General features: G+C 31.6%; 14 protein-coding genes and 1 rRNA gene. 8 read left to right on the top strand and 7 right to left on the bottom strand.

The features are described from left to right. Nucleotides 1–87 (top strand): 5S ribosomal RNA (rrf, locus tag BMX42_RS14670); the annotation flags it as partial. Nucleotides 88–452: 365 nt separating this feature from the next. On the opposite strand, the gene BMX42_RS14320 is transcribed toward rrf, so the two are convergent. Together BMX42_RS14320 and BMX42_RS14325 are read right to left on the bottom strand one after the other, a co-directional pair. After that, nucleotides 453–845: a PUR family DNA/RNA-binding protein gene (locus tag BMX42_RS14320; RefSeq protein ID WP_091316117.1), complete on the bottom strand. Its 393-nt coding sequence runs from the start codon at nucleotides 843–845 to the stop codon at nucleotides 453–455. Between the two features lie 70 nt (nucleotides 846–915). After that, the gene (locus BMX42_RS14325) at nucleotides 916–2,679 is read right to left on the bottom strand and encodes an ABC transporter ATP-binding protein (protein ID WP_091316119.1); all 1,764 of its coding nucleotides are present in this window, start codon (nucleotides 2,677–2,679) and stop codon (nucleotides 916–918) included. A gap of 175 nt (nucleotides 2,680–2,854) precedes the next feature. On the opposite strand from BMX42_RS14325, the gene BMX42_RS14330 reads away from it, so the two are divergent. From BMX42_RS14330 to yajC, 4 genes are all read left to right on the top strand, one after another. Continuing rightward, nucleotides 2,855–3,961, top strand: a complete 1,107-nt coding sequence (locus tag BMX42_RS14330; protein ID WP_091316121.1) for a Glu/Leu/Phe/Val family dehydrogenase — start codon at nucleotides 2,855–2,857, stop codon at nucleotides 3,959–3,961. An 81-nt stretch (nucleotides 3,962–4,042) separates the two neighbouring features. Further along, nucleotides 4,043–4,984 (top strand): transcription antitermination factor NusB, encoded by a 942-nt coding sequence (gene nusB / locus BMX42_RS14335; RefSeq protein WP_245748300.1) that lies wholly within the window; start codon nucleotides 4,043–4,045, stop codon nucleotides 4,982–4,984. 9 nt (nucleotides 4,985–4,993) lie between these two features. Next, nucleotides 4,994–5,431 carry a DUF1573 domain-containing protein gene (locus BMX42_RS14340; protein WP_091316128.1) on the top strand — a complete coding sequence of 146 codons (438 nt, stop codon included), beginning with the start codon at nucleotides 4,994–4,996 and terminating at the stop codon, nucleotides 5,429–5,431. Nucleotides 5,432–5,438: 7 nt separating this feature from the next. Continuing rightward, entirely contained in the window at nucleotides 5,439–5,711 is a 273-nt protein-coding gene (gene yajC / locus BMX42_RS14345; RefSeq protein ID WP_091316130.1) for a preprotein translocase subunit YajC, read from the top strand. Nucleotides 5,712–5,826: 115 nt separating this feature from the next. Here the strand turns inward: yajC and pepT are convergent, their stop codons facing one another. The 3 genes from pepT to BMX42_RS14360 all read right to left on the bottom strand — a co-directional run bounded on the left by pepT (nucleotide 5,827) and on the right by BMX42_RS14360 (nucleotide 9,490). Further along, nucleotides 5,827–7,074 carry a peptidase T gene (gene pepT / locus BMX42_RS14350; protein ID WP_091316140.1) on the bottom strand — a complete coding sequence of 416 codons (1,248 nt, stop codon included), beginning with the start codon at nucleotides 7,072–7,074 and terminating at the stop codon, nucleotides 5,827–5,829. Nucleotides 7,075–7,155: 81 nt separating this feature from the next. Continuing rightward, nucleotides 7,156–8,151, bottom strand: a complete 996-nt coding sequence (locus tag BMX42_RS14355; RefSeq protein WP_245748301.1) for an energy transducer TonB — start codon at nucleotides 8,149–8,151, stop codon at nucleotides 7,156–7,158. A gap of 112 nt (nucleotides 8,152–8,263) precedes the next feature. Further along, nucleotides 8,264–9,490, bottom strand: coding sequence for a Glu/Leu/Phe/Val dehydrogenase dimerization domain-containing protein (locus BMX42_RS14360; RefSeq protein WP_091316144.1), 1,227 nt, complete (start codon nucleotides 9,488–9,490; stop codon nucleotides 8,264–8,266). Between the two features lie 104 nt (nucleotides 9,491–9,594). Here BMX42_RS14360 and BMX42_RS14365 point away from each other — a divergent pair, with 104 nt between their 5' ends. Both BMX42_RS14365 and BMX42_RS14370 read left to right on the top strand, forming a co-directional pair. Beyond that, nucleotides 9,595–10,188, top strand: a complete 594-nt coding sequence (locus BMX42_RS14365; protein WP_091316147.1) for a TetR/AcrR family transcriptional regulator — start codon at nucleotides 9,595–9,597, stop codon at nucleotides 10,186–10,188. A gap of 50 nt (nucleotides 10,189–10,238) precedes the next feature. After that, on the top strand, nucleotides 10,239–11,075 hold the full coding sequence (locus BMX42_RS14370) for an alpha/beta hydrolase (protein WP_091316151.1): 837 nt from the start codon (nucleotides 10,239–10,241) through the stop codon (nucleotides 11,073–11,075). Here BMX42_RS14370 and BMX42_RS14375 read toward each other — a convergent pair. Then, nucleotides 11,065–12,138, bottom strand: coding sequence for an anhydro-N-acetylmuramic acid kinase (locus BMX42_RS14375; RefSeq protein WP_091316154.1), 1,074 nt, complete (start codon nucleotides 12,136–12,138; stop codon nucleotides 11,065–11,067). The two genes, BMX42_RS14370 and BMX42_RS14375, sit on opposite strands and share 11 nt — an antisense overlap. A 96-nt stretch (nucleotides 12,139–12,234) precedes the next feature. On the opposite strand from BMX42_RS14375, the gene BMX42_RS14380 reads away from it, so the two are divergent. Further along, the gene (locus tag BMX42_RS14380) at nucleotides 12,235–13,374 is read left to right on the top strand and encodes an acyl-CoA dehydrogenase family protein (protein WP_091316158.1); all 1,140 of its coding nucleotides are present in this window, start codon (nucleotides 12,235–12,237) and stop codon (nucleotides 13,372–13,374) included. A gap of 72 nt (nucleotides 13,375–13,446) precedes the next feature. Here the strand turns inward: BMX42_RS14380 and BMX42_RS14385 are convergent. Then, nucleotides 13,447–15,109 (bottom strand): HYR domain-containing protein (locus BMX42_RS14385; protein ID WP_143055664.1); only part of this gene is annotated, 1,663 nt, incomplete at its 5' end.

Below are 15,109 nucleotides of genomic sequence, written 5' to 3' on the forward strand. Positions count from 1 at the left end.
TCACCTCTTACCTTTCCGAACAGAGAAGTTAAGCCCAACTGCGCAGATGGTACTGCAGTTATGTGGGAGAGTATGTCGCCGCCTTCTTTTATTAAAGCCTCAATCTTTTAGATTGAGGCTTTTTTTTTACCTATATATCGTCTCGTTAGAATAACGAGACGATATTTTTGTTTATAGCAGTTTGTATCTTATGAAAACCTACGCGTTAGTGGGTGAAGCGGCATCCTTTTATTTTGTTGCTTATCTATTTTAGCTTCCTCAAGACAAAACGCTACAACAAAATAAAAGATATAGCGAAACACACGACCTCGTTGTAGTAATTAAATTGATTTGAATTGCATACTTCTGCAACGAGGGAACGCCCAGAAAAGAAAATGTATTGAGTTGAGTTTGTTTTGGAAAAGATTGAAGTAAAGCAAAAAAAAGCACTTTCAATTGAAAGTGCTTTTGTATTAAATATCGTCGAAATTAATATCAGTGTAACTATTTGAAGAAGTAGTAGTTTCTTCTGTTTCGTATGATGAATCTGCATATTCGGATTGAGATTCTTTTTTAAAGTCTTTTTGATGTCTTTCAGAAATTACTTCTTCACCTTTATGATTAATTACATATTCTGTCATTTCACTTAAGATTTCATTGAAAGCGGCAAAATCTTCTTTGTATAAATAAATTTTGTGCTTTTTGAAGTGATACGAACCATCTTCTTCAGTGAATTTTTTACTTTCGGTAATGGTAATGTAATAATCGTCAGCTTTTGTTGCTCTAACGTCAAAGAAGTACGTTCTTCTTCCTGCTCTTAATACTTTAGAAAAAATGTCTTTTTCTAATAATTCTTTGTCATTCATAATCCTTCGTTCAATTATTAGTTGGTTTGGTGTTTCAAAAATCTAAAAAAAAATAATAGTAAACAATTTTTTAGGCATTTTCTTTTTCAGAAAGTTGTTTTATATATAAATCTTTATAAAATCCTTCTTGGGTTACTAGTTGATTATGAGTGCCTTCTTGAACTATTTTGCCTGAATCTAATACAATAATTTTATTTGCATTTTTTGCTGCAGAAGCTCGATGTGTGACAATAATTGTGGTTTTCTTATTAAATATAGTTTTGAAGTTATTTACAATTTTTTCTTCTGTTTCCGTATCAACAGCACTTAAACAATCGTCTAGAATTAAAATTGGAGCTTCTTTTATAATCGCACGTGCAATGGAAACTCTTTGTTTTTGTCCACCAGAAAGTGTAATACCTCTTTCTCCTAAAATGGTTTCGTATTTATTAGTAAATGATTGAATGTTGTCATCCACAACTGCCATTTTCGCTGCAGTTACTATTTCTTCATATGTTGCATCTTCTTTTCCAAATTTGATATTGTTTTTTATAGAATCTGAAAACAAAAATGGATCTTGAGGCACAATACTCATACTGTTCCGTAAATGATACAAATCGTATTCTGTTAAATTATGACCGTCAATTTTAATTTTTGAATTGCCTTTTACATCGTGAATTCGAGTCAATAATGATAAAATAGTAGATTTTCCTGAACCAGTTTTTCCTAAAATAGCAACAGTTTCTCCTTTGTTAATTGTGAAACTAATATCGTCTAAAGCTTGAATATTGGTATCGTCATAGATATAACTTACATTTTCGAAAGTAATTTTGCCTTCAATTTCGGTTGTAATATGTCCGACATTCTGAATTTCAGGTTGTTCGAGTAAAAACTCATTAATTCTTTTTTGTGATGCTTCAGCTTCCTGAACCAGTGATGAAACCCAACCAAATGAAGCAACTGGCCAAACTAACATTCCAATATATAAAAGAAATTTGGCAATAACACCAATGTCTTTTATTTCACCTTTAACATACATTTGTCCGCCAACATAAATCACAATTAAATAACTTAAACCGATTAATAGAATCATTAATGGTCCAAATAAAGCTTGTGTTTTGGCTAGAGATAAGTTTTTTTGTTTGCTAATTTCAGAAAGTTTGATAAAATGATTGTTTCTGTCTTTTTCCAAAGCATAGGCTTTTATGACTCTAATTCCAGAGAAAAATTCTTGAGTAAAAGATGAAAGAGTAGATAGATTTTGTTGGTATTCCGTACTTTTTTTATTGATTCTTTTACTCAATACGAAAATGCTATACGATAAAATAGGTAAGGGTAATAAGGAATAAATTGTCAGTTTTACATTGATGGCAGACATACTGATAATAATCGCAGCAAATCTGATAACTGTATTTATCGTATACATTACGGCAGGTCCAACGTACATTCTTACTTTTCCAACATCTTCGCTGATACGATTCATTAAATCGCCAGTTCTGTTTCTTTTGTAAAAGTTTTGAGAAAGATTTTGGTAATGATTGAAGACTTCGTTTTTTAAATCAAATTCTACAAATCGCGACATCACAATTAATGTCTGACGCATTAAAAAAGTGAAAAACCCGGCGATTAGTGTACAAATGAAAATTAGAGCAATGTTTTGAAATAACTCTTTTTTTAATAAAGAAGTGTCTTTGTTTCCTGATTTTAGAAATGCTTCAATGGAAGAAATTGATTTTCCGACTAATTCTGGAGTATATAAAGCAAATATTTGAGCAACAATTGTGATAATTATTCCAAATAAAAATCGGTATTTATATTTTATGAAATATTTATTTAAATATTGTAATTCTTTCATTTAAAGTAATATATTTTAAATTTATCGGATTTTTGTTAATTAATTTATGGTTTTTAACAATTATTTTGCAACATATTAAATTATTGTATTCGTAAAAATAAAATAAAAAACAAGAATTATATATAATTTATCCATATTTTTGTATCTTATTATTGATAAAAAATCAAATATACTCATGACAACAGATATTATTAATTCAAATGAACTACATAAAGTAGATCCTGTTTTTGGTCAAATTTCTTTTGATGGACACGAGCAAGTTGTGTTCTGTAATGACAAAGATACAGGTTTAAAAGCAATAATCGGAATTCATAATACAGTTCTTGGTCCTGCACTTGGAGGAACAAGAATGTGGAAGTATTCTAACGAATGGGAAGCTTTAAATGATGTATTAAGATTATCTCGCGGGATGTCTTTTAAATCTTCAATTTCTGGTTTAAATTTAGGTGGTGGAAAAGCTGTTATTATTGGTGATGCCAAAACAGAAAAAACACCTGAATTAATGAGAAAATTTGGTGAATACGTAGACTCTTTATCAGGAAAATATATTACTGCTGAAGATGTAGGAATGGAAACTAAAGACATGGATACGGTAAGAGAAGTAACAAAGTATGTTACTGGAATTTCTGAAAGTAAAGGTGGTTCTGGAAATCCATCTCCTATTACTGCTTATGGTGTTTTTATGGGTATGAAAGCCGCTGCAAAACATAAATTTGGAGTAGATAATTTAGCAGGAAAAAGAGTTTTAGTTCAAGGTATTGGTCACGTTGGTGAAGTATTAGTACAACATTTAACAAACGAAGGTGCTATTGTAACTATCTCTGATATTAACGAAAATAGATTACACGAAGTTGGTTCAAAATACGGAGCTAAAATTTTTACAGGAAACGATTTATATAGTTTAGATGTAGATATTTATGCACCTTGTGCTTTAGGAGCAACTATCAATGACGATACAATTAGCAAAATTCAAGCAAAAGTTATTGCTGGAGCAGCTAATAATCAGTTGGCAAATGAAGTAATTCACGGTAAATTATTAAAAGAAAAAGGTATTTTATATGCACCTGATTTCTTAATTAATGCTGGTGGTGTTATTAATGTTTATTCAGAATTGGCAAATTTAACTTCTGCTCAAGTAATGGAAAAAACAGAAAATATTTACAACACTGCAATGGATATTTTCAAGTTATCGGATGTTCAAAATATAACAACTCATCAAGCAGCATTAAATATTGCTCAAAAAAGAATTGATGACAGAAAAAAAGAATTACAAAACAAATAATTCTTTAAAATAAAAAATTGTAAATTTGTCCCGAAATAATTATAAAAATTGTTTCGGGATAATTTTTTAAAGTTCTTAGCCATGCTTAACAGAAGACATTTTAGAGTAAAAGTGATGCAAACCATTTATGCCATGCATCAGCACGAATCCGATTCATTAGATAAGGAAGAAAGATTTTTATTACAAAGTATAGACAATTCTCAAGATTTGTATTTAGTAATGCTTTCCATCTTCGATGAATTACAACTGAAAGAAAGAACCTATTTAGATCTTGCATCTAAAAAACACTTGGCAACCAAAGAAGAACAAAATCCTAATTTAAAGTTTGTAAATAATAGTTTTTTTAAAATTTTAGCAAATCATACTACATTTTATGATAAGTTAGAAGAAAGAAAAATTGACAACTGGAAACGTAACGACGATTGTATTATCTTCCTGTTAGAAGCGATTAAAGAGTCTGATTTGTATAAAAGATATATGGCTGTTGAAACAACTGAATTCAAAAAAGACATTTTCTTTATGTATGATGTTTTCAATGAAGTTATTGCGCCAAACGAAAAATTATACGATTATTTAGAAGATTTTAAAATTACTTGGGTAGATGATATTCCTGTAATTAATACTTTACTTTCTAAGCAAATCAAAGCGATTAAAAGTTTCGAAGATTCAATTGAATTGCCAGAAGTTTTTAAAGATTTAGACGATAAAGAATTTGTTAGAAATTTATTCAGAAAAACAGTTTTAAACGAAGTAGAATTCGCTAAAGAGTTTGAAAACAAAACACCAAATTGGGATAAAGAACGTATTGCAGAATTAGATACTATTATTCTTAAAATGGCCATTTGTGAACTGTTGAAATTCCCATCAATTCCTGTAAAAGTTACTTTAAACGAATATTTAGAAATTGCTAAAGAATATTCTACTCCAAAAAGTAGTATATTTATCAACGGAATTTTAGATAATTTAGTAAAAGATTTCCAAGCAGCAGAAAAATTAAAAAAATCGGGTAGAGGATTGTTATAAAATAATAAGATGAAGAAAATAATTAGAATTTTTATTGGCGCTTCTTTATTAATGACGTTTTCATGTAAAAAAGAAGCTGAAAGTTTAGAAGAAAAAGCAGCAATGTCTTTGCAAGAAAACGCTAAAGTGCCCAGAACAAAAATTGAATTTGATAAAGAAATTCACGATTTTGGACAAATTGACCAAGGTGAAATTGTAGAAACCACAGTTAATATTAAGAATATTGGAGACAACAATTTATACATAGTTGATGCCCATGGTTCTTGTGGTTGTACTGTTCCAGAAGTAACAAAAGAGGCTATTAAACCAGGTGAATCTGCACCAATAAATGTAAAATTTGATTCTAATGGAAAAACAGGTGAAGTAACTAAAACAGTTATGATAACTTGTAACACAGAAAAAGCTGTAGAATCTTTCAAAATAAAAGCAAGTATAAAAACCAAATAATAAATATATGAATCCAACGTTAATCATTCAGTTAGTGTTAATGATAGGAGTGTTTTACTTCTTAATCATTATGCCGAAAAATAAAAAAATCAAATTAGAAAAAACTTTTTTAGCGAATTTAAAAGCAGGTGATAAAATTGTAACAGTTGCCGGAATTCATGGTAAAGTTGCTGAAATTGCTGAGACTACAATCGTAATGGAAACCATGTCTGGAAAATTGAAAATTGAAAAAAGTTCAATTTCTGCAGAAATGAGTGTAAAATTAAATGAGAAAAAATAATATTCACATTTTGTCATTTCGACGCAAGGAGAAATCTCATAATATATTTGAAATATTAAAACAAAAAACCCAAATTCAATTACGAATTTGGGTTTTTTGTTTTATAAAGATCTTCTTATTTTTTATTCTGAATTGCGTTTAATTCTGCAATCTTCACAATCACTTCAACTGCTTTTTGCATACTTTCTACAGGAACATATTCGTATTTTCCGTGGAAGTTATGTCCACCAGCAAAAATATTCGGACAAGGTAATCCCATAAAAGATAAACGAGAACCATCTGTTCCGCCACGAATTGGTTTAATTAATGGTTTGATGTCTAATTCTTTCATCGCTTGTTCTGCTAATGTTACAATATGCATTACAGGTTCTACCTTTTCGCGCATGTTATAATATTGATCTTTTATTTCTAAAATGGCAATATCTTCACCAAATTGTTTTTGATGTTTTTTGTTGATTTTAGCAACAACTTCTTCAACGTATTCTTTACGTTTTTCGAACTTCTTACGATTATGATCTCTAATAATCAATTGTACTAAAGTGTCTTCAATACTTCCTTGAATATTCGTAACATGATAAAAACCTTCGTAGTTTTTAGTGGTTTCAGGCGTTTCGTCTTTTGGTAATTTATTGATAAACTTGTTGGCTAAAAGCATTGAGTTAATCATTTTTCCTTTGGCATAACCAGGATGAACACTTTTTCCTTTGAATCTGATTTTTACACCAGCAGCATTAAAGTTTTCATATTCTAATTCTCCAATTTGACTTCCATCCATAGTGTAAGCCCAATCAGCCCCAAATTTTTCTACATCAAAATGATCTGCACCACGTCCAATTTCTTCGTCAGGTGTAAAACATACTTTTAAAGTTCCGTGTTTGATATCTGGATTTTGAACTAAGAATTCCATTGCAGTCATAATTTCTGTAATTCCTGCTTTGTCATCAGCTCCTAAAAGAGTTGTTCCGTCAGTTGTAATTAAAGTTTGACCTTTATATTGTAGTAAATCTTTAAAATAAGAAGGAGAAAGTATGATGTTTTGTTCCGCATTTAAAACAATATCACCACCGTCATAATTTTTTATAATTTGTGGTTTTACATCTTTTCCAGTAAAATCTGGTGTCGTATCAAAGTGAGAAACAAAACCAATAGTTGGCACTTCGTAATCTAAATTACTTGGTAAAGTTGCCATCACATACGATTTATCGTCAATAGAAACATCTGATAAACCTATTTGTTTTAATTCTTCGGCTAATTTATTGGCTAAATCCCATTGTTTAGCTGTACTTGGTGTAGTGTTTGATTCTGGATCTGATTCTGTATCAACAGTAACATATCCAATAAAACGATCAATTATATGTTGCATTTTTTATAGTTTAAAGAGATGCAAATATAGTAAAAAGTACGAAGTATGATTTACGAAGTACGAAGTAAGATTTATGAAATTTTAAAACGAAAAATTATAAGTGATGTTACCCGTTTGTTTATCAGCTGCAGTTTCACTTGGTTGCCATTTGGTTTGTAAAGCATACCTTCTTGCTAAAGCAATTAAACAAGGATCTGCATTGGTTCCTTTGCCGTTTACAGCAGAAATAGTTTTCCCAGATTTATTTACAGTAACTTCAATAGTAACACGTCCAGCTTGATTACAATCGTTGTCAATTTGAGGAATATATGCTACACGTCTTCCAGATAAAGTGTAGTTGGTTCCTTTTCCATTACCGCTACCGTTTCCACCGCCAGATCCAGAGCCACTTCCTGCTCCAGTACCTGTTCCGTTTCCAGTACCGTTACCGCCACCAGTTCCTCCTCCAGAACCACCGCTTCCGTAGTATCCACTTGAATTTGTATTTCCATTAGCCGAACCTTGGTTTCCGCTTGTACTGCTATTTCCATCACCACCTTTTTTATTGCCTTTAATCATATTCGATAAGGCACTATTTGTTTTTTTAACAACTGGTTTTGGAGTTTCTACTGGTTTAGTTTCAGTAGGTTTTTTGTCTTTTGGTTTAACTTTTGATTTTGCTGGAGTTGGAACTTCAGCGCCAATGTTGTCTTGCGTTAAAATTTCATCAGGAGCAGATTCAACAGGTTGAGCTGCGACTTCTTTCATATTAACTTCTAAAGTTTCATTCAAATAATCGTCGCCTTTACCTCGATCTGTATTTCCAAAATTAAGTTCAACTCCTCCACCGCCACCGCCTTGAGCGATAAGCAATTCACTTTTTCCGTAAGGAGGCCAAAAACGAAGGAAAAACAATAGAATTAATATGCTTGAGAAAGAATAAACGGTTATGATAAGGGATTTTTTAGAATCGGTAAATTTTTGTTTCTCTAAATATTTAACTAGAAGCCACAGAAACACTACTAATATTGCAAATATTAGCAAAAGCATTGTGCCATGCTCGTTTATATATTTTAAAATTTTTAAGATTCTTCCCATTTAATAAGCTTATGTTGTAATAACGAATAAATGTAATAAAAATTGTTGAAACAAAAAAACTACGTCAAAAATTATTCCAACGTAGTTTTTAAAGAAAAATATTGTTGTGTGTTTACACCAATTGTTTCAATGCAATTTCATAAGCTCTTGCACTGATATTTGTTTTACTTGAATTTACATCAAATGTTTTTTGAATCGCTTTTCCGATAATTTCAGATGCATCATTGAAGATAGCTTCGTCAGTCATTTGAACTTTTTTCTCCATGAAGTAAGCGAAAACTCTCGCCATTCCACAGTTAGAAATAAAATCTGGAATTAAACTTACTTTGTTGTCCGTTTCTTCCATAATCGGTCCGTAAAAAATTTCTTTGTCAGCAAAAGGAACATTCGCACCACAAGAAATCACTTCTAAACCATTTGCAATCATGTTTTCAACATTGTCTTTAGATACAATTCTTGAAGCAGCACATGGAGCGAAAATTTGCGCACCCATTTTCCAAATTTTATCATTGATTTCTGCAAAAGGAATCATTTGATCAGAAACCAATTTGTTTCCATCTTTATTTCTGAATAATTCTGTAATTTCTTCGAATGTGAAACCATTTTCGTTAATTACACCACCATCTCTATCGATGATTCCAACTACTTTCGCACCCATTTTAGCTAAATAGAACGCCGCAGCTGAACCAACATTACCAAAACCTTGTACGATTGCTTTCTTGCCAACAACGCTTCCACCATAAATTCCGTAGAAATGTTTTACAGCTTCTGCAACTCCGTAACCAGTAATCATATCGGCTACAGTATATTTTTTTGATAAATCTGGAGTAAATTCTCCATTTTCAATCACTTTAATTACACCTTGACGTAATTGTCCGATTCTATTAATTTTATCCGCTTCAGTCGGTTTGAAATGTCCGTTGAAAACACCTTCTTGTGGATGCCAAACACCACATTCTTCCGTCATTGGAATTACTTCGTGAATTTCATCTACATTTAAATCACCACCAGTTCCGTAATAATTTTTCAATAATGGAGAAACTGCTTTATACCAACGCTCTAAAACGCCTTTTTTACGAGGATCTGCTGGGTCAAAATTAATTCCAGATTTAGCTCCACCAATTGCCGGACCAGATACTGAGAATTTCACTTCCATAGTTTTCGCTAAAGAAAGTACTTCGTTTTGGTCTAAACCAATTCTCATACGAGTTCCACCACCAGCGGCACCACCACGTAATGAATTAATTACTGTCCAACCTTCTGCATCTGTTTCTGGATCTTTCCAATTGAATACAATTTCTGGTTCTTTATTTTCGAATTTATGTAGCAAATCTTTCATACCTATTTATTAATTTTTGATATGCAAATTTAGCCATTTCAAACAATGTAAAAAGAAATTTTACTTTTTTTTTGTTATTTTGATACCAATCGGTATCTTTGCATATGCGATCATCAGAAATAACCAGAGCAAAAGTGCTTAAAGAAGCGACGAACCTTTTTAACACAAAAGGGTATAAATCTACGTCATTGAGTGATATCACTGATGCTACGGGCTTAACCAAGGGTGCGATTTACAGACATTTTGAGAATAAAGAAAGCCTAGAAATTGAAGCTTTTCAGAAAATGATGCAGGCTATTTTTGTCGCTTTAAATGAGAAAATTAAGGCAGAAAACAACACTCGAGACAAGCTTTTTTGTGTGTTAAATTTGTTCCAAAGTTACATTACAAATCCGCTAATTATTGGCGGTTGTCCGTTGCTAAATGTTGCTGTTGAAGTGGACGACACGAACTTAGAATTAAAGCAAAAAGCACAACAAGCTTTGTCTGTTTTTAGAGATTCAGTGGAGAGAATAATTATTAATGGAAAAACGCATAAACAAGTAGGTGCTCTAGTGAATGAAAAATTAGTCGCAACAGTGCTAATTTCCTCACTTGAAGGCGGTGTAATGATGAGTAAATTACAAAATTCAAACTCCGATATTGAGATTGTGGTAAACCATTTAAAAAACTGGATTGTTTCCGACATATTGCTATAAAAAAATTTGAATAATTTGATACCATTCGGTATCTTAAAACAAAAATAATTATGAATTTTAAGAAAATAATGCAAAAATCTATGGGTTTTTATTTCAATTTATTGTCATTTATCAACCCGAAAAAGCTAAAAAAGGATGGATTTCTACTTTTTTGTAATCCGTTTGCTCGAAAAGTTTTACCACATCAATTGGAATTTTTACAAAAAGGAATGTCTGATGTTTTGGATTTGGAAGGTTATAAAATTCAAACCTATAAATGGGGTAGTGGTAGTAAGAAAATATTGTTAGTTCACGGTTGGTCGAGCCATTCATTCCGTTGGAAAAATTATATTGAACATTTAATAAAAAATGATTTTACTGTTTATGCTTTAGATGCGCCAGCTCATGGTTTGTCTTCAGGGAAATCGATACATGTGGTTTTGTATGCGAAAGTAATTAATGCATTTTTGAAAATAAATTCAGAAATTTCATCAATTGTGAGTCATTCTATTGGTGGATTTGCCACAACTTACTTTTTAGATCAATACAAAGAACATACGATTGAAAAAGTGGTAATTATGGGTGCGCCAGGTGAAGCTTCAGATTTCTTCGATTTTTATAAAGAAACTTTAGGATTAACTACAAAATCGCTCAACTTAATTATTGATGAATTTCAAACACAATTAGGAAAAGTGCCAAGTTATTTTTCAAGTGCTAAATTTGCGGAAAGTATTTTAATTCCAGCTTTAATTGTTCACGATAAAAACGATTTGGCAACCAATTATAATTATTCTATACGATTAAATAAACATTGGAAAAACAGCCAATTAATATTAACAGAAGGTTTAGGACACGATTTAAAAAGTAAAGATTTAATTAAAAACGTAACAGATTTTGTTAAGAACTAAATTCATAAACTTCACCCGAACAATGATCGTGTTTGGCACCAGTTACACTTGCTAAAACATTAATTTCGTTTCGTAATTTTAGTACTCCAAGTAAAGCAAAAATTAAAGCTTCTTTGAATTTTATGGTTTTTTCGTCAGGAATGATGATTTCAATGGTTGGTAAATGGGTTTTCATTCTGCTGATTAGAAAATCGTTATACACACCACCGCCTGAAACTAATAATTTTCCTGATTTAGATTTTAGAATTTTCCCAATTTGAAAAGCAATATGTTCTGTGAAAGTTCGCATTTTGTCTTCGGTTGAAATGGTATAACTTTCTAAAATAGGTAAAACCGTTTCTTTTACAAATTCGAATCCTAAAGATTTTGGAAATAATTTGCTATAAAATTCAAGTTGATTTAATTCTTCAAATAATTCGGAATTCAAATTTCCTGATTCAGAAATTTCACCTTTATCGTCATATTCTAATCCGAAAGTATTCGCATAAAAATTCAAAACTGTATTTACAGGTGAAATGTCAAACGCAATTCGTTGGTTATTTTCTTCGAAAGAAATATTAGAAAATCCGCCTAAATTCAAACAATAATCAAATTCAGAAAATAGAGTTTTATCACCAATAGGAACTAAAGGTGCGCCTTGACCACCAAGTTTCACATCTTGAACTCGGAAATCGCACACAACTTTTTGTTGAACAATTTTTGCTATTTCAGGTAAATTTCCAATTTGAAGTGTGAAGCCATTTTGTGGTTGATGTAAAATTGTATGACCGTGAGAACAAACCGCATCTAAACTTGAAATGTTGTTTTTGGTAATGAAATCAGAAATAATTTTTCCGAGTAAATTAGTATATTCTGCATTCAAATCTGAAAGTTCGGTTGTGCTGAAATTAATTCCGTTTTTTAGTTTCGAAATCATTTCAGTTGAATAAGAAACGGTGTCACATTCGTAAATATCATACGACCATTTATTATTATTTATTTCAAATTTTATATGTGCCAAATCTACTCCATCTAATGAAGTGCCCGACATTACTCCGATAACGTGATATTCCTTATTTAACATGGGTTAAAATTACAATTTCTTATTGAAAATTTCATATTAAATAACTACATTTGAGCGAAATTTTTAAGATATATTCAATTAACCTATAGTAAAATAATGGATTTTAAATTAAACGAAGAGCAATTAATGATTCAACAAGCGGCAAGAGATTTCGCTGTTACAGAATTATTACCTGGTGTTATAGAAAGAGATGAACATTCAAAGTTTCCAACTGAGCAAGTTAAGAAAATGGGAGAACTTGGTTTCTTAGGAATGATGGTTGATCCTAAATATGGTGGAGCTGGTTTAGATAGTATTTCTTATGTTTTAGCGATGGAAGAAATTGCTAAAGTTGATGCTTCTGCAGCTGTTATTATGTCTGTAAATAACTCATTGGTTTGCGCAGGTTTAGAAAAATATGGTTCTGAAGAACAAAAAATTAAATATTTAACGCCATTAGCTAAAGGTGAAGTAATTGGAGCTTTCTGTTTATCTGAGCCAGAAGCAGGTTCTGATGCGACTTCGCAAAGAACTACAGCTATTGATATGGGTGACCATTATTTAGTAAACGGTACAAAAAACTGGATTACAAATGGTGGAACAGCTTCTACTTATTTAGTAATTGCTCAAACTGACGCTTCAAAAGGACATAAAGGAATTAACGTTCTTATTATGGAAAAAGGAATGGAAGGTTTTGATATTGGACCGAAAGAAAAGAAAATGGGAATTAGAGGTTCTGATACACATACTTTATTATTTAATAATGTAAAAGTTCCTAAAGAAAATAGAATTGGTGCTGATGGTTTCGGATTTTCATTCGCGATGTCAACATTAAATGGTGGAAGAATTGGAATTGCTTCTCAAGCTTTAGGAATCGCTCAAGGTTCTTATGAATTAGCTTTGAAATATGCCCAAGAGCGTGTAGCGTTTAAAAAACCAATTTTTGAACACCAAGCAATTGCATTTAAATTAGCTGACATGCACGTAAAAACTACGGCTGCAAGATTGTTAATTCACAAAGCTGCTGCTGAAAAAGATTTAGGTGAAGATATTGCACATTCAGGTGCGATGGCAAAATTATATGCTTCTGAAATTGCTTTAGAAGTTGCTAATGATGCAGTTCAAATTCACGGTGGAAATGGTTATGTGAGTGAATATCATGTAGAAAGAATGATGCGTGATTCTAAAATTACTCAAATTTATGAAGGAACTTCTGAAATTCAAAGAATTGTAATTTCAAGAGGATTAGTAAAATAATAGAAATTACTATTAAATAAAGAAGCCGTCCCGATTTTGTCGAGACGGCTTTTGCTTTTTTAAATTAAAAAATTAATTAGTACTAGATAGAACTTTTTTCAGTATATGTCCTCTATTTGTTTCTATACGAATAAAGAATAATTGACCTTTTTGATATGTTAGTGGGAATTCAACTGTCATTTCTTTTCCTTTATAACCGTCATTGTCGGTTTTAGTTAAAATCAATTGCCCTCTGCCGTCAAATACTTGAATATTTACTGGTGATTTATAATCAAAATTGTATAGAATTGTGAAGTTTGATATAAATGGAACTGGATAAATTGCGAAATCTTTTTCAGTTACCATTTCTACAGCAATTGGAATATCGCTTGGTACTGAAATTTGAATTCTACACTCATCAAAACCTCTATTGATTGCATCAACAGCACTATTAATTTTACTATGATTTAATGGTGAAATGTTTCCTCCACCTAAAGCTTTATTGGCTAATTCATATAAACCACTAACTGTGGCTGCACCATTTTGATTAATTAAATAACTAATTACATCTGAATCGATATGGAAAACAGTTATAGTTCCTGGGACTATTTCGTTTGAACCACAATAAGTAACATCTCCGGTAGCAAATGTTTCTTGTAATTCAACACCACTTAACGTTGGGTCATTTTCTGTATTAAAGAATAAAGCCATTGTTTGTGCTAATAATACATTGTTAATTTTACCTTTTTGTGATCCAGATTTATTTAAAGGATCATTATCAGTCCAAGTTGATGAATCAGAATAAGTGTTATATCCACTTAAAGCTCTTGGTGTTCCACCTCCTGGTAACATTCTATATATATTATTTGCACTTACATTAGGGTTTCCATTTATGTCTGATATTAATAATTTAAAATAATTATTATTTGGAACGGAACCAAAATTAACTACACCACCTTGGTTAGTAACAGCTTTAATCATCATGGCTTGTGAGCCAACTTGACCTAATACTGGAGAACAACCCATTCCTCCAGAATTACCATAGAATCCTTGAGTATAAGTACAGTGTGTATCACCAGTACAAGGAGATACAAAAACACTAAAGTCACATGATGCAGGATTTCCACAAGAATCTTCAGCTGAATATGTTATTGTGATTGTTTCATCAACAGGGAATGGATCATTAAGTGCCAATCCGTCTGAACGAACTGCAGTTACTGAAACTTCACCATCACAATTATCATACGCAACAGGTAATTCTAAGACGGGTTGTTGATCACATGAACTTAATGTATAATCACTAGGGCAAGAGATAACAGGTGCGTCTGTGTCTACTTTCCAAGTGTATGTAATAATTACTGGTATAGCTTGATTACTACAACCATCAGATATGGTAGCAGTCCAAGTTTGACTACGACTACAACCTTCAGATTGAACTCCACTATCTTCAACAGAAACTTGTGAACTGCTGTCACAATTATCAGTATACCCAAACTTAGGAGCTACAATTGACTCAGGATTACATCCTAAATCACCACTTTGACTATCCGCCGTGATAACAGGTGCGTCAGTATCTACTTTCCAAGTATAAGTAATACTAACAGGTGTTGCTTGATTACTACAGCCATCTGTTAGAGTAGCAGTCCAAGTTTGACTACGACTACAACCTTGAGTTTGAATTCCGCCATCTTCAACAGAAACTTGTAAATCGCTATCGCAATTATCAGTATAGCCAAATGTAGGAGTTTCAATTGAT

It is taken from the genome of Flavobacterium terrigena, assembly GCF_900108955.1.
GTDB classification, from domain to species: Bacteria; Bacteroidota; Bacteroidia; order Flavobacteriales; family Flavobacteriaceae; genus Flavobacterium; species Flavobacterium terrigena.

Excerpts from the sequence above, each read along its gene's own strand:
- BMX42_RS14320 (WP_091316117.1), bottom strand. The coding sequence starts at position 845 with ATGAATGACAAAGAATTATTAGAAAAAGACATTTTTTCTAAAGTATTA.
- BMX42_RS14325 (WP_091316119.1), bottom strand. The coding sequence starts at position 2,679 with ATGAAAGAATTACAATATTTAAATAAATATTTCATAAAATATAAATAC.
- BMX42_RS14330 (WP_091316121.1), top strand. The coding sequence starts at position 2,855 with ATGACAACAGATATTATTAATTCAAATGAACTACATAAAGTAGATCCT.
- nusB (WP_245748300.1), top strand. The coding sequence starts at position 4,043 with ATGCTTAACAGAAGACATTTTAGAGTAAAAGTGATGCAAACCATTTAT.
- BMX42_RS14340 (WP_091316128.1), top strand. The coding sequence starts at position 4,994 with ATGAAGAAAATAATTAGAATTTTTATTGGCGCTTCTTTATTAATGACG.
- yajC (WP_091316130.1), top strand. The coding sequence starts at position 5,439 with ATGAATCCAACGTTAATCATTCAGTTAGTGTTAATGATAGGAGTGTTT.
- pepT (WP_091316140.1), bottom strand. The coding sequence starts at position 7,074 with ATGCAACATATAATTGATCGTTTTATTGGATATGTTACTGTTGATACA.
- BMX42_RS14355 (WP_245748301.1), bottom strand. The coding sequence starts at position 8,151 with ATGGGAAGAATCTTAAAAATTTTAAAATATATAAACGAGCATGGCACA.
- BMX42_RS14360 (WP_091316144.1), bottom strand. The coding sequence starts at position 9,490 with ATGAAAGATTTGCTACATAAATTCGAAAATAAAGAACCAGAAATTGTA.
- BMX42_RS14365 (WP_091316147.1), top strand. The coding sequence starts at position 9,595 with ATGCGATCATCAGAAATAACCAGAGCAAAAGTGCTTAAAGAAGCGACG.
- BMX42_RS14370 (WP_091316151.1), top strand. The coding sequence starts at position 10,239 with ATGAATTTTAAGAAAATAATGCAAAAATCTATGGGTTTTTATTTCAAT.
- BMX42_RS14375 (WP_091316154.1), bottom strand. The coding sequence starts at position 12,138 with ATGTTAAATAAGGAATATCACGTTATCGGAGTAATGTCGGGCACTTCA.
- BMX42_RS14380 (WP_091316158.1), top strand. The coding sequence starts at position 12,235 with ATGGATTTTAAATTAAACGAAGAGCAATTAATGATTCAACAAGCGGCA.